We start from the raw sequence: 21,774 nt of genomic DNA, 5'->3' as shown, positions 1-21,774 counted from the left end.
GATATTGAGTCATGATGAATCCCTCCATGGAATGTGGTCTCGACAACTTCATTCTAAAGGAAATAATTCATCATGGCTCTTCTTATTTTCTTCCAGATGCATTTTACACAATTATATGGACTTTACTCTGCTCATGACCCTTTATACGATTTTTCAAACAAAACTTCCATTCCACCCGTCTTTTCATGCCTGTTTATACGATTTTTCATATAAAACTTACATTCTACCCATCTTATCATGCCCTTTATAAGTTTTTTCGTACAAACTCACTCCGCTTTCCCTTCCCCTACCCTATCCTATCCTGCCATATCATCTCCACAATCACTTATATCATGGTTCGCATTTATGATATGGCTTCAACATTCCTCGCGCACGTAGCACTTTAGAAAATATACGTTTGTTTGATACTTATTTTGTTAGCAGATAGAAAGTGGTTCTAGGTAAAGCGAAGTGGGTGAAACGTAGACAGTTGCTCCATAACATCCGGTTTGTGATCCAAACAATCTGCGACTAATTTAGCTGTTATTGGGCTGAGTAAGATGCCATTTCGGTAATGCCCTGCCGCCATTATGACTTGCCCAGCGGCATCAACCTTTCCGATAAATGGAAATCCATCGCGCGTAGCTGGTCGCAATCCTGCCCACTTGCTTATTATGTTTTGTTGTCGCAGCGCAGGAATCCAGCGCTCACTTGATCTAATTAGTCTATTTATACCTCGTTCAGTTACTTCTACTGTAAATCCAGCCACATCCTCGGATGCCCCACATATTAATCTTCCATCATTTTTGGTCACCCAATACGCTTGACTGCTAAAGATAACATGGTGCAACGGAACAGCTTCATTGTTATAGGCGCAAATTTGCCCTCTAATCGGATGAATCGGTAGTCGAATAGATAGCCATTTTTCTAGCTGACCACTCCAAGCACCTGCACTGACTATTAAACGATCTGCACTAACCGTATCCCCACGCAAAGATGTAACCTGTACGCCTTGTTCACCGATGTTTATATCAACGATATCCCCTACATGATCTAGCATCGTTACACCAATCTTGTGACAACAATGCATTAAAGCGTCTACCAGCCGCGGAGCATGGACATGCCCTTCTTTTGCCGTATAGATACCAGCTACTACTCCATCTGTTAATCCCGCTTCCAAATGTTGCAGTTCCGCTCCCGTCAAGAGTTCCGCTGCTGCTCCATACTGGTTTTGCCATAACGACCTTGTCATTAGCGGCTGGATATCCGCTTCATGCTGACATACATATAAGCTTCCTGTTTTCCTATATTCAACCGATTGCCCAGCTTCTCGTTCTATTTCATCCACCCACGCCGCATACATATGCAAACTACTCGTACATAACTGAAAAAACTCATCCGGCTGTTCCGTCAATTCAGAATAAGGAGCTAACATACCTGCCGCTGCTCCTGATGCTTGCCCGCCAAAGTTGACTCGTTCTATAATCGTTACTTGATAATTACGCTTCGCTGCTTCATACGCACAAGCCAATCCAATAATTCCGCCGCCAATGATAACTACAGATTCCTTTTTCATCATCTCTATCCTTTTTCCTACATCATCTCTGTCAATTTACTACATCATTTCTGCAAATAACGAACCTGCTAAATCACTACTCGCTGATCCATATTTCTTCCGTGGAATTCTGCCTGCTCTATTCGCTAACCTTCCCGCTTCAATCGCCAGCTTAAATGACTTTGCCATTAATACAGGATCGTGTGCTTTCGCAATAGCCGTATTTACCAATACTGCCGAAGCGCCTAACTCCATAGCTAGCATCGCATCGTGTGGCGAACCAATCCCTGCATCAACAATAATCGGAACAGTTGCTTCTTCAATAATTAACTGCAAATGATAGCTGTTCAGTATACCTAACCCACTACCAATCGGCGATCCACCAGGCATAACCGCAGCCGCCCCTACTTCTTCTAACTTTTTGCATAACATCGGATCATCTGTCGTATATGGCAATACTGTAAACCCATCGTTAACCAACATTTCTGTTGCACGAAGCGTCTCCAAAGGATCGGGTAGTAACGTTTTTAGATGACTGCTAATTTCCACCTTAATCCAATCCCCCAGCCCTGCTCCCCGAGCGAGATGCGCTATTCGAACGGCTTCCTCTGCTGTTCTTGCACCTGAAGTATTAGGTAAATAAATTAATGATCGGTCGGCTATATGCTGCATAATTGAGTCATCTGCTACACTATCCAAATCCATTCTTCTTATGGCAAATGTTACGATTTGTGCCTCTGATTCTGTTAAAGCTTCTTGTAAAATAGCTGGACTCGGAAATCGCCCCGTACCGAATAACAATCGAGATTGTAATTCCACTCCACCAATAGTCAAATTAGATTGCTGCTGTTCCAACCTATTAGCCTCCTCCAACAAATGTAATTAATTCCACAGAAGCTTCTTCGGTTAACAATGGCTCCGACCAACGACTACGCGGTAATATTTCCTTATTTAACTCGACTACAAAATGTTTTTGTTTTTCGCTAATCGTCAATTCGTCTATTAATTGTTCTATCGTAACAGCATATATTTCTCGACGCACACCATTACAAATCATCCATTTGGGAGGTAAACGATACTGCTGCATCAGAGAACGGAATTGCTCACAGACTGCTCTCGGTTCAGCACTATCTGTAATTGCTCGAACTGCGCATAACCGATAAGCACCTGCTAACAATACTTCCGAGGCATTGTCCAAACTAATACCACCAATCGCAACAAATGGAATCGTCACTCGCTGTGCTAACTGCTGAATATAACTAGTAGATACCGCTGCCCGTCCTGGCTTAGTAGGAGTTGCAAATACTGGTCCTGCACCAATATAATCCGCTCCCGCATGCTGTGCAGCTAATGCTTGATCCAAATGATGCGTACTTACGCCAATAATTGCATTATCCCCGAGTATATTTCGGGCTTCATACACAGACGTTTGCAACAAATCATCTTGCCCCAAATGCACACCGTCTGCTCCTACTTCCTTTGCAATGGACACATCGTCATTCATAATAAAAGGTACTTGATAGCGCTTAGTTAGTCGGCGCAATTGTTCCGCCTGCTCCATTATTTCTGCTCTACTGCCAGCTTTATTCCGCAACTGAACAATATCAGCGCCACCCAAAATCGCTTGCTCCATCACATCCACCATCGATTGACCATACATATTACTCGAACCCGACGTAATAGCATATAATGAAAATTGCAATGCAGACTTTTTATTTACATCCATTTGTTCCTGCTGTTGAAACATAGCGCTTTTCCTCCCTCCCACCAGCTCTTAAATTGATTGCTCTAAATCTAAAGCCAAAATGTACTGATCACAAAGCTGATAAGCTTTCTCTATTTCACTAGTTCCTTGTACTAAAATACGACCATCGCCAAACACTACAAGTCTTTCACCAGTAATAACAGTAGCTTTTACCAAATACTTATTTTGAAAAATCGAACAACCAAGCTGCTGCAACTGGATAACAAGCTTCTCCAAATCTAGATTCAAATTTACCTCTTCGGATACAGTCACCTGAATACTGTCTCTCCCACACAATACTGCTGCTTCATACCTGTTATTTGAAATATCTATCGTTTGATCGCTATCGCTACTTGGTAAGTTTTGTTGGAAATCATCCTCATGCCCAGCGGCAATTTCCTTCACAGCACAATGTGAACAAGCTTCTACTCTTTTTGGTAAGCGAGAACGACGAATATACAACGACCATAGGTCAAAGCTAACCCACTCTCCATGAAGCGCTGCTCTATTGTTCGTTAACCACTTCAACGCTTCCATTATTTGCATAGCAACGACCATTTCGACAGCCGGCGAAAGTACGCCGACCGTATCACATGTATCTGCATTACCAAGTAGTGATTCATCCCCAATAACACATCGCAGACAAGCAGTCTGTCCAGGAATTAATAGCGCGCTCATTCCTTCTGCACCTGCTACCCCGCCAAATAAATAAGGAATTCCGAGTGCAAAACAACTATCGCTAAGCAGCAATCTAATCGCCGCATTGTCCGTACCATCTAGTACCAACTGCACGCCATCCATAAAATCTGCCACATTACTTCTACTTACTTCCGCTACAATTGCTTCAATTTCTACTTCCCTATTTATTTGTCGCAAAGCTTCTCGAGCAGCAATTGCTTTCGGCAACATCTGCAACGCATCTCGTTCAGTAAACAACATCTGTCTTTGCAAATTGCTAGGTTCCACATAGTCTCTATCGACTAATCTAATTTTTTTCACACCTGCTCTAGTTAAATGTTGCGCCAGCGAAGCTCCTAATGCTCCGCTGCCAACAATTAAAACAGTCGCCTCTTGCAATAGCTGTTGACCTGACTGACCTATAGCAGCAAATTTTATTTGCCGAGAATATCGATCTTGCCAGATTACATCACCAGACGATTTACCCATAAATCTCATGCCCTGCCGCTTTAAAGGCTGCTGCTTTTTCCTTCATTCCTTCTTCAATCGCTTCTACCGAATCTAACCCTTTTTCCTCCGCATATTGCCTAATATCTTGCGTAATTCGCATAGAACAAAATTTTGGACCACACATTGAACAAAAATGAGCTGTTTTCGCACCTTCTGCTGGCAATGTTTCATCATGATAAGCAAGTGCTCGTTCTGGATCAAGCGCTAGATGGAACTGATCACGCCAACGGAACTCAAATCTTGCTTTCGATAGCGCATCATCTCTCTGCTTTGCACGAGGATGCCCTTTTGCCAAATCAGCAGCATGAGCAGCAATCTTGTATGTAATAACCCCTTCCTTCACATCATCTTTATTCGGCAAGCCCAAATGTTCTTTCGGAGTAACGTAGCACAGCATAGCAGTACCATACCAACCAATCATCGCTGCACCAATTGCAGAAGTAATATGATCATATCCCGGTGCTATATCAGTTGTTAATGGTCCAAGCGTATAGAAAGGCGCTTCATCACATGCAGCTAGCTGCCGATCCATATTCTCTTTGATCAAATGCATAGGTACATGCCCTGGTCCTTCCACCATTACTTGTACATCATGCTTCCAAGCAATTTTAGTTAGTTCCCCAAGCGTATCTAGCTCCGCAAACTGCGCATCATCATTAGCATCAGCGATAGAGCCTGGTCTTAACCCATCTCCAAGCGAAAACGCAACATCATATTGCTTCATAATTTCGCAAATATCTTCAAAATGCGTATATAAAAAATTCTCTCGATGATGTGCCAAACACCACGCTGCCATAATTGAACCACCACGTGATACAATGCCAGTTACCCGCTTCGCAGTTAGCGGAATATAACGCAACAATACTCCAGCATGAATAGTAAAATAGTCAACACCTTGTTCTGCTTGTTCAATTAACGTATCTCGAAACACTTCCCAGCTCAAATCTTCTGCTTTTCCATTTACTTTCTCAAGCGCTTGATAGATCGGCACCGTTCCAACCGGAACAGGGCTATTACGAATAATCCATTCTCGAGTAGTATGAATATTTTTACCTGTAGACAAGTCCATAATCGTATCGGCTCCCCAACGAGTCGCCCACGTCATTTTCTCTACTTCCTCTTCAATCGAAGATGCTACAGCTGAATTTCCGATATTAGCATTTATTTTAACGTGAAAGTTACGACCAATAATCATTGGTTCACTTTCCGGATGATTAACATTAGCGGGAATAATAGCACGCCCAGCAGCTACTTCACTTCGAACGAATTCCGGCTCCATTCCTTCACGAATAGCAATGAACTCCATTTCCTGGGTAATGATTCCTTTTCGAGCGTAGTGAAGCTGCGTTACATTTTGATCAGACTTCGCACGTAATGGACGTTTATTAACTAGCGGGAACAATTCTGAACCTCGCTGATTCATCGTTGTCATGGAAGAAAACCCGTTATCTTGTGGTTTGATTTCTCTCCCGTCATATTGTTCGCTATCCAATCGACTCGCTATCCATTGTTGCCGTAGTTTCGGTAACCCTTGTCGTACATCAGCACTATACGCTATATCCGTATAAGGACCGCTAGAATCATAAACCCGAATTGGTTCATTTTGAAACAGCTCTCCATTACGATCCGTACTATCAGACAAAGCGATTTCTCTCATCGGAACTTGAATCGTTGGATCACTACCTTCGACATACACTTTTTTACTTCCTGGCAACGCAGATTGAAACATAGACACAAAAAAACCTCCTAATGGAATAATATAAATCCCACCTAGAGGTCAATACAGACATATGAGAAAGTAACGGAGAATAATAACTTATCCACCCAAAAACACCGATCCAACTCGAATGATTGTACAAGCTAGAAATAAAAGTATCGATGCGTATTTGAATAAATTATCATTTCCAAGCGCAAAGCTCATTATAAAATAAAACAAGCTCGCTACCACTTTCCTACGCTGGCATGACCCAGATCAGGTTCTAAGGGACAAAAGCTTCTGCTTTATCTCAGCCATATTGGCGCCCCTAGTGGATTTCCTTCTTAAACTATAACTTGTATAAAAAAAATCGTCAACTCTTGTGTTTTTTAAACAAATATGGTAATTAAATAGGATGCTTTCTGATTATTCCAATTTAATTTTCGCTTGAAACAATCCTGCTTGACGCGCAGCCATATAAATAATAACAACGATTGGTCCCAAAAACACACCGATGACACCAACTAATTTGAAACCAACATACAAACTAATTAACGCCGGTAATGCCCCAATACCAACCGAATCGCCTAGTACTTTTGGCTCTACTATACGACGAACAACTGTAATAACTAAGAACAATATAATCAAACCTATACCAGTAAAAACATCACCTGTTAGTAACTGATAACTTGCCCATGGAACTAATACAGAACCAGTACCTAAAATCGGCAGTATATCCACAATAACGATTAACAATGCAATCGCCATCGGAAACTTTATGTTTAATATTAGTAGTCCGGCAAGTGCCAACAAATAGGTCATAGCGCTCAAAATAAATTGAGATCGAATAAACCCAAAAATAGATTTTCTTAAATTTTGCAACACTTTATCGACTTTTTGATGAGACTTTTCTTCGAATAACGTTAAAAATGATTGTTTCAACGTATTTAAACTATAGCTAAACATAAATACTGCAACCATAAACACGATAAAAAAGACGAACAACTCCGGTAAAGCTGTTGCAAATGAAAGGACTGATTTAGATAAACTTGCTGCCATCGAAGCTAAACTAGAGGTAAGACTGGATACCCAGTTTTCCAATTGTTGTGCTACATCCGGAGGCATATTTTCAAATAAAGTCGTTGATTCCTCTAATATGTAGTCAAAAAAGTTACCAGCACTATTTAAATATTGAGGAACTCTTTGTAGAAATGCATTCACTTCCGCAACAATTTTCACACCTAACAATGCAACTGCTCCAAGTAACAAAACAGTAAATAAAACGCTAGAAATAGTAGAACTAACTAGTCGATTAAACTTACATTTTTTAATGAAAAACTGCGTGATTGGCTCTAAAAATATGGCAATTACAAGCGCTAATACAAACGGAGCGCCGGCTGTAAATAACAAGTAAAGCAACAATAGTGCTACCGCTATAGAGACAATCGCTTTGATCGACAAATGTTTTCACCTCTCTTATTTTTTTTTAATCTATATGTGCACTACGCTGCAAAAAATCAACTTCTTTATAGTACATATCTTTTACGAGTAAATTAGGTCCAGCACAAGATGCAGCAGGGCAAAAACAATTGACACTCTGTGCTAAAGAACCTTGCAACCACTCATTAAACATATCATCTAACTTGGCATCTGCAATATTTCCAAACGCTGGAACCTCAGCGAAATCAGTAACAAACACATCACCAGAAAACAGATTAACATTCAATCGATTTCTACCATCAGGATCATTACGAACAGTAACATTTGGTTCATTAGCCAGTCTAGTCAATAGCTTCCGTTCTTTCGCATCATCACTACACTGATAAAACGGCAATGTCCCAAACAACATCCAAATATCTTTCTGGCGATGATCTAATAAACGTTCAATCGCTGCTAACATTTGTTGTCGTGAAATAACTGGTAAATTTTTTGCAAATGCACTTGGATACATTGGATGAACTTCATGTCGTTTGCAGCCCATCTCTACAATTAACTGATGGATTTGATCGATTTTTTCGTGCGTTCGATAATTGATCATTGATTCCGCAGACACTAACATATCCGTTTCACTTAATTTGCGGGCATTATCAATCATTCGCTCATATAACTTTGCTGTTGCTTGAGCCGTTACTTTATGATTAGCATTCGCAAATCCGATCTGATGAAACTCCTCAGCAGAAGTATAGTTAAAGGAAATATGCATAACGTCCAAATAAGGAATTAATGGTTCATATCGACTAAACGGCAAAGTAACATTCGAATTAATTTGAGAACGAAGCCCTCTCTCTCTCGCATATTTCAAAAGCGGTACAATATATTGCTGCACTGTTTTTTCCGAAAAAGACGGTTCTCCTCCAGTAATACTGATCGTCTCCAAATGTTCTACTTCTTCTAATCGATCTAGCATTTGCTTCAATGGAATTTTGTCCGGTTCGGCGAACACAAGTGTATCGCCTACCGCACAATGCTCGCAGCGCATATTGCATAAATTAGTAACCGTCATTTCAACACTAGTTAACTTATGTGTACCGTATTGTAACAACGATCGGAGGGGATCCCAAGGATCATTTTGTGGTGATAGAATAACTTGTCTCATTTTCTCTCTACTATTAATGTATGGCGAATTACTTCTACTCATTACTTATACACACCTGTTTCTTTCATATTTTGCTACTACTATTTTAATACTCTGCTAGCATCAAAAGCAAATCTTACTCCATGGTTTGTAAAAAGGAGCCTATGAAGGCTCCTTCTATATTCCGGATACTAAAGTTACACTTTTATTTAAATTGTTCACATCAACAATCATTACCGTTAATTGACTTGCCAAATCTATTTCATATGGCACTTTCAACTCTTCCCCTGCCTCATTATACAATATGCGGACAACCGGTCTGTGAGGATAACCCGAGTGAATTTTAACAACTACGCCAACTTCTCCAGTATTCAAATGAACAGTAATACCAAGCGGATAAATAGCTACATGATCTCGAAAATATTGCAGCATCCACTGTTCATATAATGTACCTGAGCCTGCATATAATCGCTCCACCGCTTCATGTGGCAACAACGGTCTTCTATATACTCGGTTAGTTGTCATCGCATCATAAGAATCAACAATGCCAATCCACTTCGCATATTCATGAATATCGTTTCCCTTTATCCCTCTAGGGTAGCCACTTCCGTCCAAGCGTTCGTGATGTTGTAATGCAGAATGAGCAACTAATAATGGCAAGTTAGGCTCTTTCTTCAAAATTTGATAACCTGCGAAAGAATGGCTTTGCATTTTGCTATATTCATCTTCGGTTAACTTCCCTGGCTTTTTTAATATATCTAAATCAATTTGCGTTTTACCGACATCGTGCAATAATGCGCCGAGCCCAAGTACCATCGTTTCATCGCGAGAATAACCATGGGATAACCCTAACAATGTTGTATACACACATACATTCAACGAATGTTGATATAAATAATGGTCAACAATGCTCATATTCATGAGCATAATCATGGCATCTTTATGGTTAGACAAATCCTCAATAATTAATCCCATCATCTCTTTAAATGGTCCTGCTATATAAGGATGTGTTTCTCCCTTTTTTTGCTTTGGCTTTGCAATCATTTCATTAAACGTCGTTCGTATTCCCTTCAAAGCAACATGAAATGTTTCGTCACTAATTAAGCTTTGCACCTGTATATCTTCCGTTTTAGCATCTTGTATATAGACATATTGAATGCCGTACTCCGATAGTCGTTGAATTAATCGATTCGTTAGCTCAACTCCTTCACTCAGTAGCACTAAGCCCTCTTCAGAAAATATTTTTTTAGCAAGCCGCATCCCTGGCTTACAATTGGTCACTGGAAGCAAGCGCATATAATCGATCCTTCCCCCATTAATATCATACTATAATAAACCGAGCTCTTTTTAAGGTTCTAAATATAATTTTCGACAAAAGCCGTCGATTTTCCTTCTTTTTTTCCGCTTTTTTATTCCTTCTTACAACCGTTATATAAGCAGCCATGTTTTCTGTTGGCATTGATTTAAACTTACAGCATTGGCAAGCTCTGTTTCAATAATATCACGTAAAAATTCAGGCATAAATAATTGATTGATCTTTGCGCTAGCCAGTGATTCATAACCAATTTTAAAACAAAACATATCAATAGTACCTACTCGGTACATCTGATCATCACGTAACAACTGACCATTTACTTCTACTTTATGAATAATAGCTACTTCGTTTTCCTCTAAACTATAATGAACAGTTAACCCTGCTAATGCTAATTTACCTAGCCTTTCCCCTCTAAAACCAAAACCTTTAATTGGTTTGTAAATAAACTCTGATTGCAATGACTGCTCTAATGCGAGCCTTACATCTCTTCCGGTTAACTCCATCAAACAAGGATTAATTGGCGACGGACATAGTGCATGAAGCTCTCCAGCAGTCACATCTCCAGAAGCAAGACCACCGAGTAGCTGCCCATTGTTAACAAGACCAATATCCGCTTTCATCCAATTTTTCAAACCAATCGCTAGTAAATTTGGCAGTTCTGACTCACGATCTAACAGTGCAGGGAGCGGTCGCTCCAAAGTAGTAATTACTCGTTGCAATTTTACGGCTGCATGGTTGCGATAGTTATAAATAATACTCGTTTGTTCTTCCCGTTCCACTATAGCTGCTGTTGGCAAACATTCTCCCCGAATAATCGGCTGATTACTGCCAGCGGGAAACACAACTTCCACCCTTCCCACATGATCACCAAATTTTCCAGCAGCACAAATAGCTGCACCATGATGTATAATTGGTTCTTCTATTAGATGATGCGTATGTGCTCCAAATATAATATCTATACCGTCAACTTGTTCCGCTAATCTATAATCCATCGTTAAACCAAGATGTGATAATACAATGACAAGATCGACCTGCTCTCGCATTTGAGCTACCTGTTGTTGCACTGCTGCAATTGGTTCCGTTGCATGCCATCCGATCAATCGATATACTTGATGGAAATAGGCGGTAACTGCGGTTATCCCTATCGTAATTCCATTTTTATTTATAATTGTATTTCGTTGTAGCCAATCAGGTTGCTGCTGATCAGAACTTCGTTCTAAATTGGCACAAACAACAGCAAACTTTGCATGGTGCTCATATGCTGTCTTCAGATCATCCATCGTAAACGTAAGACCTTCATTGTTACCTAGCGTAATAACATCATAATCAGCTTCATAGAGCAATGCCGCATTAACCTCTCCCATACTACCTTCCGTTTCTAATCGTGTGCGATCCATATGATCCCCACAATCGACAGCTAGTACACGATCGCTTCCAATTAGCCTTCTTTCATGAGCAATCATCGTAGCAATTTTCCCTGCATTTTCTAATCGGCTATGAATGTCATTACTGTGATATATTGTTATCGCCCTATCTCGTTGCTGTGCCAACTGGTGCACCTCCTGCTACAACTAGCTTTCTGACTATTATATTAGTTTATTATAATGCTGTTCAAAACAGTTGTATAGAAAACTGTTATTAAATTTATAACAATGTCTATGAAACTATTACATATTGTAACCTGTTATGTCGATATACATATTGTAAACTTCTAAAATGATTGTTAACATTAGTTTAAATGATTTATTTTCGTTCATGACTAACTATTTGCAAGTGAATAAATGATCTCGAGGTGTCTTTATGAAGGTACATACGATAGATTTAATAGATGGCGATCGATTGGAAGAGGATGTGTTCAACCATTACGGTTTACATGTTTTATCTAAAGGCACAGTACTAAATAGCAGAGAAATTTCCAAACTTTTGCAACACCAAATTGAATATGTAGATATTGAGCAGCGCAAACATGTCATGTTGGAATCAAGAACATTGGAATCTACCGCTACGCCGAAGTGGTTGCCCAGTGTCAAACCAATCTATGACCAAACCATTTCAACGATAGAAAATTGTTTCATCCAAGCTGCCAAGGACGGAACTGTTGACGATGAAGTTGTTACTGCTGCTATAGAACCATTGTTTGAGCATTTACAGCTAGAACGTGATGTTGTATCTATGCTCCTATTGTTGAACAATGCTGATAATTATACTTACCAGCACTCTGTTCATGTTGGCATGTTAACTTACTATTTAGCTAATTGGCTTGGCTATTCACAAGACGAAGCAAACACGATTGGGAAAGCTGGATTTTTGCATGATATAGGAAAAGCCAAAGTCGATAACGACATATTGAATAGTCCTAACAAACTAACAAATGATGAATTCGAAGAAATTAAACAACATACGATACACGGCTACCAAATCATCAAAAAATCACTGGACGATGCTACTTTAGCTTTAGGTGCTTTACAACATCATGAGCGAGTGAACGGTAGCGGATATCCATATGGATTAACTGGCGAGCATATTCATCCCATTGCCAAAATTATATCCGTTGCTGATATTTACAGTGCTATGATTTCTACACGCGTCTATCAAAAAGAACGCGATTTGCTATTTGTACTGCGTGAACTTTATCGATTAAGTTTTGATGAACTAGATCCGACTACTACTCATACTTTTATTAAACATATGATTCCTAATTTTATCGGCAAACAAGTGAAACTGAACAATGATGAATTGGGCATTATTATTATGACTCACCCTAATGAGTTTTTCCGACCGCTTGTACAAGTAGACAATCAATTTATCGATTTGACTACCGAAAGAGAATATGAAATCGTGCATGTCTATTTATAAGTACATGCACGATAATATGTTTTTATTTTAAAAGACTCTACTCCAAAGCTTTATTGCGATATGCAACTAGCTCAGTCCTGCTCGATCTAATATTACAGCTATCTGTGCTCTAGTTATTGGCTCATCAGGAGCAAACTTATCTTGGCTAACGCCATTCATCAACCCGCTGTTCACTGCCTTTACAATACTATCTTTTGCCCAATGATCTCCAATATCTGTAAAGCCAGCTACTATGATCGGTTTTACAGATTCAGGTTGATAAGGATGATTCGTATACTCACAAAATGCCTTTACCATTGCTTCAGCATATGATTTCCAATTACTTTTTAAACGATCCGCATCTGTACTATTTGACAAAAATCCATATTCTACAATAACCGTTTCTACATTACCAGTTAACCGATGCATAAAATAATAGTCTTGCCCATTCGATTGCGCCTTGGAATACGTTGCTCTTGGTCTTAACACCTGTCCAGCGTTAGCGAGACATTGTGCCATAATGGATGACCATTTCCCATTAGAATGAACACTATGAATAAATTCCGCCCCATTCGCACTAGTGGATGATGCAGCGTTAATGTGATTAGACATACAATATTTAGCTCCGCTTTTTTTGATCATCGCAGTGCGGTCATTGGGCTCCAATGTTTTATCTATATTTCTAGTCAATGCTACAGCTATACCTAATTCTTGAAATCGTTCATATTGGTATAACGAAATTTGTAGTGTCATCGCTTTCTCTACAATGCCATTTCCTCCAGCTCCACTATCTACGCCACCGTGACCAGCATCGATCATTAACAACGGTTTAATAGCCCCTACCCATTCTGCCAAGCAAATGCACTCCTTTAACAATATATTAAGTATCTAACTTAGTATATGTCATTAATCATTGTACTGCTTGGACAGCAACCTGCATACCGAGAATTTTAAAAATCGCTTACACAATCATCAAATCGTTCTTGTTCAAAAGCTGTCTTTGCACCGTTTAATTTATTACTTGCTTTTCTAAGCAATATTATAGCTGAGTTTTTTCTATACACTTAGCTCCACTCCCTCTTCTGTAATGTTAGAAGGTAGTGGTAATAGTAAATAGTCTTTATCTTCCCATTTACTCCCATAATCTAACCCGGCATATATATTCGTATCGTATTCATAATTAACTTCAAATGAAATTTCAGATAGTTTATTTCGATTCTCCTTAGCTTCATCTTCTTCGATAATAATCATAATATCAACATCAGAGTTTTCGTTACTATCTCCCCTTGCTTTTGAGCCAAACAAAAAAATGTTTTTCACACGAAATACATGTTTTACTTTAAAAACTAACTCCTCTAAAGCCATCATTTCTTGATCAGTTAAGCTTTTAACATCGCTAATTTTTTTCATTTTCATTTGCTATCCCTCCTTACTTATCACAAGGAATTTCCTATCTATTCTCATCATTTTATCCAATATTATCTTTGAATAGTATTATAACATAATAGTATTCACTGCCGGAACTAAGTACCATAATGCTACACCAATTGCACTTCACGATAGAAGACTTCTTTTATAGTATGAACTATTTTCTTTCGGGAAACACTGGTAATAACTTTAGAATTCTAGCTAGGGAGGGCGTACTATGATTATGTTGGATACTGCTTTAGAGGGAAAGGAAGCTGTTTTTGGACGTTTTTCAATGGATGTACATAAGCATGGATTAAGTTTAGGTGGCAATTGGGAATATGATTTTGGTAGTTTTGATCAAATTATTTGGCAAGAACAAGGAGAGTCCATTTATTTACGGCTACCTTTTGCCACTATAAGAGGAAAGCTGGATCACGATGAAACAGTTATTCAATTCAAAACGCCATATTTAATCAAACATGTCCTCAATATCGGTCTTGATTATGATAGCAATTCACTGCTTAGTGCAGTCGGATTGAATCAGTTTCAAGCACCACTGGATACAGACGGTCATATTCCCCATCGTGATCGCTGGAAACAAGTTGGCGAGCATCTTATAGAACAACTAACTCCATATGTGTATTAGTTAAAAGACACTACTTCACATGCACATGCACAAATAAAGGTCATCGGAAGTAGCTATTTTAATAGCTACGTTCCAATGACCATTGTTTTTTTCGCATTTATTCTACTTTAATTTGACCCATCATCCCACTATCTTCGTGCTCTAATATGTGACAATGGAACATGTATAATCCTTCGTGTTCAAACGTAACGGCAATCTTCACCCGTTCTCCTGGTGCTACAGATATACTATCTTTCCATCCTTGCTCATGTGCTAACGGTTCTACTCCATCACGTGATATCACTTTGAACTGTGTACCATGAATATGGAACGGATGTATCATGCCACCCATCATATCTTTTTCATTATATATTTCCCATACTTCGGTTACACCTTTTTGTTGCGTTAAATCAACACGATCTGGATCAAATTTTTTGCCATTAATGTAGACCATATTCATCATACCGAACAATTCTACTTTCTTCGATATCGGAAGTGCTTTTTCTGCCTCTGTCACTGCATAATCGTTCATCTGTTTTGGTAGCGGTTCTGAATTCGCCTTTCCACCTCTTTCGATATGGAAGGGCAGCAGTACAGTGCCATGCTCATCTACCAATTCTATTTTCTGATCTGCGGCAAACAATGAGAAATCAACGATAATTTCTGCCCGCTCCGATGGCGTTAACGTAATTTCGGTTTGTGCAACAGGAGCATTCAACAATCCTCCATCTGTAGCAATTTGATGAAATTCATCCCCAGTATTTAAACGAAACGTTATATTTCGAGCATTCGCTCCATTCAATAAACGAAGACGTACTTGTTCCCTCTTTACTTCAAGATAAGGATTCACTGTTCCATTAATAAGTAATGTGTCGCCCACCGTTCCATCACTATAATAAGCATGCTCATAATCTAATTGCTTCGCTTCATTGAACAATCGATCTTGAAACACTAATGGAAAGTCATTTTTCCCATGTTCTTTTGGCAAAGGTAATGCTGCACTATTTTCATCTTCAATGTATAACAATCCTGCTAATCCACGATAAACTTGAGAGGCTGTATTGTTATGCGGGTGTGGATGAAACCACAGCGTTGCCGCTTCTTGTGTTATATCAAACTTTAACAGTTGCTCATCACCAGCTTGCAGCGGATCATGTGGTCCACCATCTACTTGTCCAGCTACTTCCAGACCGTGCCAATGAAAAGTAGTTTCTTCCTTTAACTCATTTACGATGCGAATCGCTGCTTGTTCTCCTTGCTTCAAACGAATAATCGGACCTAACAAATCCCCATTATAACCAAATGTCTCTGACAGAACTCCTTCAAAAAACGCTGTTTTTCCTTGCTGTGCTTTCACCGTATAGACCCCTTTTTTATCTGGCTCAAGGAGTGCTGGTATTGCTAATTTATTCTCACCGGTCGAAGCCTGTAGCGGAACAATATTTTCATGGTCCATGTGACCATTCATATTACGATTATGGGACATATGTCCTTGCATGTCGTTGTCATCCTTCCGTTGCTGCTCATTAGTAGATAAACTCCCCATATGCCCATTCATCATATGCATAGCATTACGATTAGTACTACTATTATTACTCGCGCCGTTACTACCGCTATCGTTACCATTTGTTTCATTAGGTGATATACCACATCCTGCAATAATTAACATTACTGCTGAAATGACTACTATTGCTGTTTTTCTCATCATCGCTTCTCTCCTTTGCTGTCATACTATACTTATAGAATGGACTTCACGTAATGAAACGCCCGTCATCCTCTCCCTCATAGCATAACAACAAATTGTGCAGTAATTATGCACATTTGCACTTTTCACCATAATGTCATGATTAACCATTACTCTTGCCAGCGATAACCTACACCCCAAACGGTGAGTAACACATCTGTCATCGCAATATGGTGCCGCTTTAACTTATCTCGTAAATTGCGAACGTGGGAATCTATTGTTCTTAATTCTGTCATACTTTCCAAACCCCATACTTGCTCGAACAATTGTTCCCGTGTAAATATCTTTTTCGGTTCAGTCATTAACGTCTCTAGCATTTTAAATTCTTTTTGAGTAAGCACTAGCTGCGATGACTGATAATGCAACGTATATTCCGCCAAATTTAAGCGATATTCCCCACGTTGGATAACGTCATTTTTGTTTTTTTCATAGTGCTGTGCCCGACGTAATAATGCCGCTAATCGAGCCAGTAATTCTTCCTCCTCGAATGGCTTCGTCATGTAATCATCTGCCCCTACCTTTAATCCTTTTACCACATCTTCTAGCTGTTTCCGAGCAGTTAACATTAAAATAGGCACATTAGAAAACTGACGAATTTCCTGACATACTTCCCAACCAGAAATGAACGGCATCATAATATCCAATATAACCAAATCCACATCCGTTATGCGTAATTGCTGTAAAGCTTGCTGTGCATCCGTATATTTTAAACAAGAATAACCTTCTGGCGATAAAAACAATTCAATTAAATCTAACATTCTCGCTTCATCATCAATAATCATAACATTCATACCTGTTTCACCCTTTTCAAAGTAACAGTAAACGTCGTTCCTCGTCCCACTTTACTGGTGACTACTATCGTTCCTTGATGCGCTTGAATAATCTCTTTGGCAATCGATAGACCAAGCCCTGCACCACCCAAATGTCTTGCTCTTGATTGATCTACACGATACATCCGATCAAAGACAAACGGTACATGTTCTGGCGCAATGCCGTCCCCTTCATCTATTACTGTAAAAATAACTGCTTCTTTACTTTGTTCCGCTGCTATAGTCACCGTCTGTCCTGCATGAGAATGCTGTAAAGCGTTATCCAATAAATTTGTAAACACTTGCTGTAACCTTATTGGATCACCGAGCACCACAATTTCCTCAGATGTTTTCACTTGCAGCCTCACTTGTTTTTCTTCAAACTGCCTACTCATCATTTGTTCCATTTGCTGTAGCAACGCTGGTATAGAAACGACTTCACGTTTTATCGAAAAATGTACTTCACCAAGTCGGGCTAACTCCATCAAATCCTGTACCAATTTAGTCATCCGCTGAGCTTCCTCTTGTATGATGGTCAAATAACGCTGTAACTGCTCCGGCGATGTCGTCGGTCGTTGTGCTACTTTTACATATCCAATTAAATAAGTAAGTGGTGTTCCAAGTTCGTGAGCAACGCTTGCTAGAAAATCATTACGACTTTGTTGTAACGATTGAAGCTCATAGGCCAAATTTTGGATCGTAACTGCTAATTGTCCAATTTCATCGCGACTATATACAGGTATTGTAACCGTATAGTCACCTGTACTTAACTGCTCCGTTGCTTTTCTCATGTTCCACAATGGTCTAGTTATGACACGTGTAAGTAAAATATATAGTGTAACAACAATCAAAAATATAAAAACTCCCGCTATTAAAAACTGCTTCTGTAGTTCCTTATCCAACGAGTGTAATGCTTCCGTACTTTGAAATAAAATCAATATTCCGCTCTCTTGCTTCGCTTCATAAGGATGGACACTAACTAAATAAGGTGTTGTGCGCCAATGTTTCACAACTAATTGATCTGGCGATTGAAACAACTTGTCCATATCAAGCTTCTCTAGCTCCGATATAACCCCATTATTGGATTGACCAATAATATCCCGATGCACATTCATAATAACTACCCCGGTATCAGGATTGTTTTCCATTAACGCAATATGTTTAATCGTTTCCTCCGAATAATGATCTTCCAATACACTTCGATGGTTACTACCACTTCTTAATATTCTGCTCACTTCTTCTTGAAAACGAGAATGTAGTACCGTCTGTAACAAATATACGAGCAAAACAATTTCTAACACACATAATAAAATGGTTAAAAAGCTAGCTATTTTGATATTAATACTTTTCAATATCGTTCACCTACTCATCCATTGTAAAGATTAATCATATACCAATTTTGCAGAACTTGCAGGTAGTATCATTTCAGATAGTCGTTCTATTAATAATAAATTTTTACTTATTCCTTTACAGCATATCTTGCTTGTTAAAAGTGATACTTGTAATGATAAGAAATAAAACAATATGAAAAACTACATATAGTGCAGCAGTAAGCATTGAAAAGTAAGGATAGCCCATATTGACCGTTGAATATATTTGCAAATCAAGTTGTGTCAATACAACAAATCCTGCATATTTCTTAAAGACCATTGCTATTAATTTCGTTACGAAAGAGTTAAGTAAAAATAAAATAATAGAGCTTGTTAACGGAAGGACACTACTTTTCCATACGATGGATAACATAAATGCTAATGTTGTATAAAATATGGTCGCTATCCCTTTGAAAAGCACTAATTGCATAACATCTCCAATCGATCGTGCTGCATCATCTGCTCCAAATAAGGGTAAACCAAGCGCTATCGAAATAATGACTACTAAAAAATAACCGCTGAAAAGTATAAGTAGTATCGCAACATATTTTGATAATAATATTTTTGGTCTCGAATGCGGTCGTAATAATAATTGTTTAATCGTTCCTTGTTGGATTTCATCTGATATGATTTTACTTGCTAACAAAATGCCAGCAATCGTTAACAAGAAGTACACCGTATTCAAATTAAGCAATACATATTCTAAATAACTTTCATACCGTTCTCTTAATGGCATCCACGACTTAATTAATACAAGTAAAGCAAGTGGCAATGCAATCAGTATACTTAAAACTAATGCTATTTTTTTGCTTGCATGTAATTTCATTAATTCATTTTTTATTAAAAGTATCATTTTACGCCTCCTCCCGTCCACTTCAAAAATTGCTCTTCTAACGTTTCTTGGATTGGCACTACACTAAATACTGCAATATTTTGTTCCACTAACTGAACGACAAACATTGGAATCTTATCATAGTCCAGTTCTACCGTAAAATGATGGTTGTCCTCTATCGTTATGTTTGTAACAGCTGCTAATTGCTCCGTACTATGCACTTTACAACGAACAATCACTTTTTGTTCCGACTTATTATCATTTTTCTGCAAACTTTTAGATTGAATAAACTTGCCTTTATGAATGACGATTACTTCATCACACATCATTTCGATTTCACTTAACAAGTGGCTCGATACGATAATCGTAATCTTCTGTTCATGAGCTAGCTGTCGCAAATAATCTCGAATTTTTCTAATTCCTGCTGGGTCAAGCCCATTCGTTGGTTCATCTAATATTAAAATTTTCGGTTGATGCAATAGCGCTTGTGCAATTCCTAGTCGTTGTTTCATTCCCAAAGAATAAGTTTTCACTTTATTATCAATCGCAGCTGTCAAATCTACCAATTGAATGAGTTCTTCTATATAGCTTCGCGCTACTTTATTTTTTGCCATATTAGCAAAATGAATCAGATTTTCTCTGCCTGTCATATATTCATATAACTCCGGGTTTTCTACAATAGCTCCAACCTGTTCCAATGCTCGTTCTCTTTCTTTTGTAATACTATATCCATTAATATAGGCATCACCTTTACTAATTTTTATGAGTCCCGTTAACATCCGGATCGTCGTCGTTTTACCACTACCGTTCGGTCCCAAAAAACCATATATTTTACCTTCCTCTAACTCGAATGACATTGCATGTATAATTTCTTTTGATCCAATTGTTTTATATAACTGATCTGCTTTCAATACTATTTTTGTCATATTACCCCTCGCTTTCCGTAAAAATCATAACACGAAAAAAGATGTTTAACAATATAAATTTATCGCAAATCAATAATTTTATATTGGTAAACACCTTTTCTTATCAAATAATTGCGGTAATCCTCTGGCAGTAAACAATGACCAACTTCTCGAATAAGTCTATACAAATTGATTGTAACGAGCATACGCTGCCATAACGCCCTAGCACACAATTAAATTCACATAACGTGTTGTCTATCAGTTTGCTCACGATGGTACAGCTGTGATTGTGTTACATACCAATCGCATAAACGCAAATAAGCCACTCATACCGTTTAGGTATGAATGGCTTTGTCAACTGATCTTGGTTGATCATCTGCTCCTGATACTATTTTCCCAAGGGAAGCTCCTATTCCTTAATTCTTCATTTACTCGTTGAGCTTGCTCATAATTATTTGATGGTGAGCTAATAATAACTTTCGCTTTACCATCACTAGAACTTTTAGTTAACTTCTCATAAAAAACAGGATCGGTAATTTCCATTGAATAATTTAAACTTTCATTATCAAAAAACATTCGTCCTAAATCAGTCCGTTTACTACCTTCGTAAAAAATGATGTCCGCTCCAGGGATAAACAGCACATTATCAAGTTTAATTCTATTGTCTATTTCCATTGACCCAATAAAAGAGTCTTTCTTTTTATTATATTTTCCCTCTATAGAAATGGGTAACACCTGATCGATACTATCTCCATACATGTATGCAGGACCATTAATATTAATTTTTTGATAAGAATTGGAATAATTCATTTGTACAAGAATAAGTACAAGTACAATCAAAAGGACTATGCCAGTAACAACGAGAAATGATCTTTTCATGAATTTCTCCACCCTTTTAATAATAACCAAGGACAGGAGCTTCCCCTGTCCTTGGTTATTATAGCATAAAAACTGCCAATATGGATTAACTTTTACATTCATTAATTAGTCTTTGCCTTTTTGTCTTCTTTCCAACCTATCCATATAGCTACAGCTAAAGCAAATGCAACTCCAATATAAGCCATTCATCCCCCTCCTTTTTTAAATGATCTGATTGTTTACCAACTTTTTTAAAAGTAATTGACAAATCACTTTTCATTAAACATAACCAAAACAGCCAATCCATTCATGCTATTACTAAATTTTAAATCTA

19 protein-coding genes and 1 riboswitch are annotated in these 21,774 nt (G+C 38.4%); of the genes, 2 read left to right on the top strand and 17 right to left on the bottom strand.

Going from position 1 to position 21,774, the window contains the following annotated elements:
* Positions 1 to 436: 436 nt before the first annotated feature.
* From thiO to ACFSTH_RS12175, 9 genes are all read right to left on the bottom strand, one after another.
* Positions 437 to 1,558, bottom strand: coding sequence for a glycine oxidase ThiO (thiO, locus tag ACFSTH_RS12215; RefSeq protein ID WP_377774005.1), 1,122 nt, complete (start codon positions 1,556 to 1,558; stop codon positions 437 to 439).
* A gap of 36 nt (positions 1,559 to 1,594) precedes the next feature.
* Positions 1,595 to 2,389, bottom strand: a complete 795-nt coding sequence (locus ACFSTH_RS12210; protein WP_377774003.1) for a thiazole synthase — start codon at positions 2,387 to 2,389, stop codon at positions 1,595 to 1,597.
* Positions 2,390 to 2,393: 4 nt separating this feature from the next.
* Positions 2,394 to 3,281, bottom strand: a complete 888-nt coding sequence (thiE, locus tag ACFSTH_RS12205; protein ID WP_377774001.1) for a thiamine phosphate synthase — start codon at positions 3,279 to 3,281, stop codon at positions 2,394 to 2,396.
* A gap of 27 nt (positions 3,282 to 3,308) precedes the next feature.
* A complete protein-coding gene (locus ACFSTH_RS12200; RefSeq protein WP_377773999.1) occupies positions 3,309 to 4,445 on the bottom strand; it encodes a ThiF family adenylyltransferase in 1,137 nt (378 codons plus the stop codon).
* Positions 4,438 to 6,195: a phosphomethylpyrimidine synthase ThiC gene (thiC, locus tag ACFSTH_RS12195; protein ID WP_377774007.1), complete on the bottom strand. Its 1,758-nt coding sequence runs from the start codon at positions 6,193 to 6,195 to the stop codon at positions 4,438 to 4,440. Before thiC ends, ACFSTH_RS12200 begins: the two co-directional genes overlap by 8 nt.
* Positions 6,196 to 6,398: 203 nt before the next feature.
* A riboswitch (TPP riboswitch) is annotated at positions 6,399 to 6,502 on the bottom strand.
* Positions 6,503 to 6,588: 86 nt separating this feature from the next.
* On the bottom strand, positions 6,589 to 7,623 hold the full coding sequence (ytvI, locus tag ACFSTH_RS12190) for a sporulation integral membrane protein YtvI (protein ID WP_377773997.1): 1,035 nt from the start codon (positions 7,621 to 7,623) through the stop codon (positions 6,589 to 6,591).
* A 25-nt stretch (positions 7,624 to 7,648) separates the two neighbouring features.
* Positions 7,649 to 8,800 (bottom strand): radical SAM/CxCxxxxC motif protein YfkAB, encoded by a 1,152-nt coding sequence (gene yfkAB, locus ACFSTH_RS12185; RefSeq protein WP_377773995.1) that lies wholly within the window; start codon positions 8,798 to 8,800, stop codon positions 7,649 to 7,651.
* Between the two features lie 114 nt (positions 8,801 to 8,914).
* A complete protein-coding gene (locus ACFSTH_RS12180; protein WP_377773993.1) occupies positions 8,915 to 10,033 on the bottom strand; it encodes an HD-GYP domain-containing protein in 1,119 nt (372 codons plus the stop codon).
* A 132-nt stretch (positions 10,034 to 10,165) separates the two neighbouring features.
* On the bottom strand, positions 10,166 to 11,611 hold the full coding sequence (locus ACFSTH_RS12175) for a bifunctional metallophosphatase/5'-nucleotidase (RefSeq protein WP_377773991.1): 1,446 nt from the start codon (positions 11,609 to 11,611) through the stop codon (positions 10,166 to 10,168).
* Between the two features lie 241 nt (positions 11,612 to 11,852).
* Between ACFSTH_RS12175 and ACFSTH_RS12170 the strand changes: the two genes are divergently transcribed.
* Positions 11,853 to 12,908, top strand: a complete 1,056-nt coding sequence (locus ACFSTH_RS12170) for an HD-GYP domain-containing protein (protein ID WP_377773989.1) — start codon at positions 11,853 to 11,855, stop codon at positions 12,906 to 12,908.
* Between the two features lie 66 nt (positions 12,909 to 12,974).
* Here the strand turns inward: ACFSTH_RS12170 and ACFSTH_RS12165 are convergent, their stop codons facing one another.
* Together ACFSTH_RS12165 and ACFSTH_RS12160 are read right to left on the bottom strand one after the other, a co-directional pair.
* Positions 12,975 to 13,742: an N-acetylmuramoyl-L-alanine amidase gene (locus tag ACFSTH_RS12165; RefSeq protein WP_377773987.1), complete on the bottom strand. Its 768-nt coding sequence runs from the start codon at positions 13,740 to 13,742 to the stop codon at positions 12,975 to 12,977.
* A gap of 201 nt (positions 13,743 to 13,943) precedes the next feature.
* Positions 13,944 to 14,303 carry a nucleotidyltransferase family protein gene (locus ACFSTH_RS12160; RefSeq protein WP_377773985.1) on the bottom strand — a complete coding sequence of 120 codons (360 nt, stop codon included), beginning with the start codon at positions 14,301 to 14,303 and terminating at the stop codon, positions 13,944 to 13,946.
* A 229-nt stretch (positions 14,304 to 14,532) separates the two neighbouring features.
* On the opposite strand from ACFSTH_RS12160, the gene ACFSTH_RS12155 reads away from it, so the two are divergent.
* Positions 14,533 to 14,943 carry a YugN family protein gene (locus tag ACFSTH_RS12155; RefSeq protein WP_377773983.1) on the top strand — a complete coding sequence of 137 codons (411 nt, stop codon included), beginning with the start codon at positions 14,533 to 14,535 and terminating at the stop codon, positions 14,941 to 14,943.
* Positions 14,944 to 15,040: 97 nt separating this feature from the next.
* Here ACFSTH_RS12155 and ACFSTH_RS12150 read toward each other — a convergent pair whose 3' ends face one another.
* The 6 genes from ACFSTH_RS12150 to ACFSTH_RS12125 all read right to left on the bottom strand — a co-directional run bounded on the left by ACFSTH_RS12150 (position 15,041) and on the right by ACFSTH_RS12125 (position 21,461).
* A complete protein-coding gene (locus tag ACFSTH_RS12150) occupies positions 15,041 to 16,630 on the bottom strand; it encodes a multicopper oxidase family protein (RefSeq protein ID WP_377773981.1) in 1,590 nt (529 codons plus the stop codon).
* A gap of 146 nt (positions 16,631 to 16,776) precedes the next feature.
* On the bottom strand, positions 16,777 to 17,457 hold the full coding sequence (locus ACFSTH_RS12145; RefSeq protein WP_377773979.1) for a response regulator transcription factor: 681 nt from the start codon (positions 17,455 to 17,457) through the stop codon (positions 16,777 to 16,779).
* Positions 17,454 to 18,827, bottom strand: coding sequence for a sensor histidine kinase (locus tag ACFSTH_RS12140; protein ID WP_377773977.1), 1,374 nt, complete (start codon positions 18,825 to 18,827; stop codon positions 17,454 to 17,456). Before ACFSTH_RS12140 ends, ACFSTH_RS12145 begins: the two co-directional genes overlap by 4 nt.
* 115 nt (positions 18,828 to 18,942) lie before the next feature.
* A complete protein-coding gene (locus ACFSTH_RS12135; RefSeq protein WP_377773975.1) occupies positions 18,943 to 19,698 on the bottom strand; it encodes an ABC transporter permease in 756 nt (251 codons plus the stop codon).
* Positions 19,695 to 20,603, bottom strand: coding sequence for an ABC transporter ATP-binding protein (locus ACFSTH_RS12130; protein ID WP_377773973.1), 909 nt, complete (start codon positions 20,601 to 20,603; stop codon positions 19,695 to 19,697). Before ACFSTH_RS12130 ends, ACFSTH_RS12135 begins: the two co-directional genes overlap by 4 nt.
* 351 nt (positions 20,604 to 20,954) lie before the next feature.
* Positions 20,955 to 21,461, bottom strand: a complete 507-nt coding sequence (locus tag ACFSTH_RS12125) for a hypothetical protein (RefSeq protein ID WP_377773971.1) — start codon at positions 21,459 to 21,461, stop codon at positions 20,955 to 20,957.
* Positions 21,462 to 21,774: the final 313 nt, after the last annotated feature.

Source organism: Paenibacillus yanchengensis, from assembly GCF_042684845.1.
Lineage (GTDB): Bacteria > Bacillota > Bacilli > Paenibacillales > Paenibacillaceae > Pristimantibacillus > Pristimantibacillus yanchengensis.
This window is presented reverse-complemented; position numbering and strand designations above follow the sequence as displayed.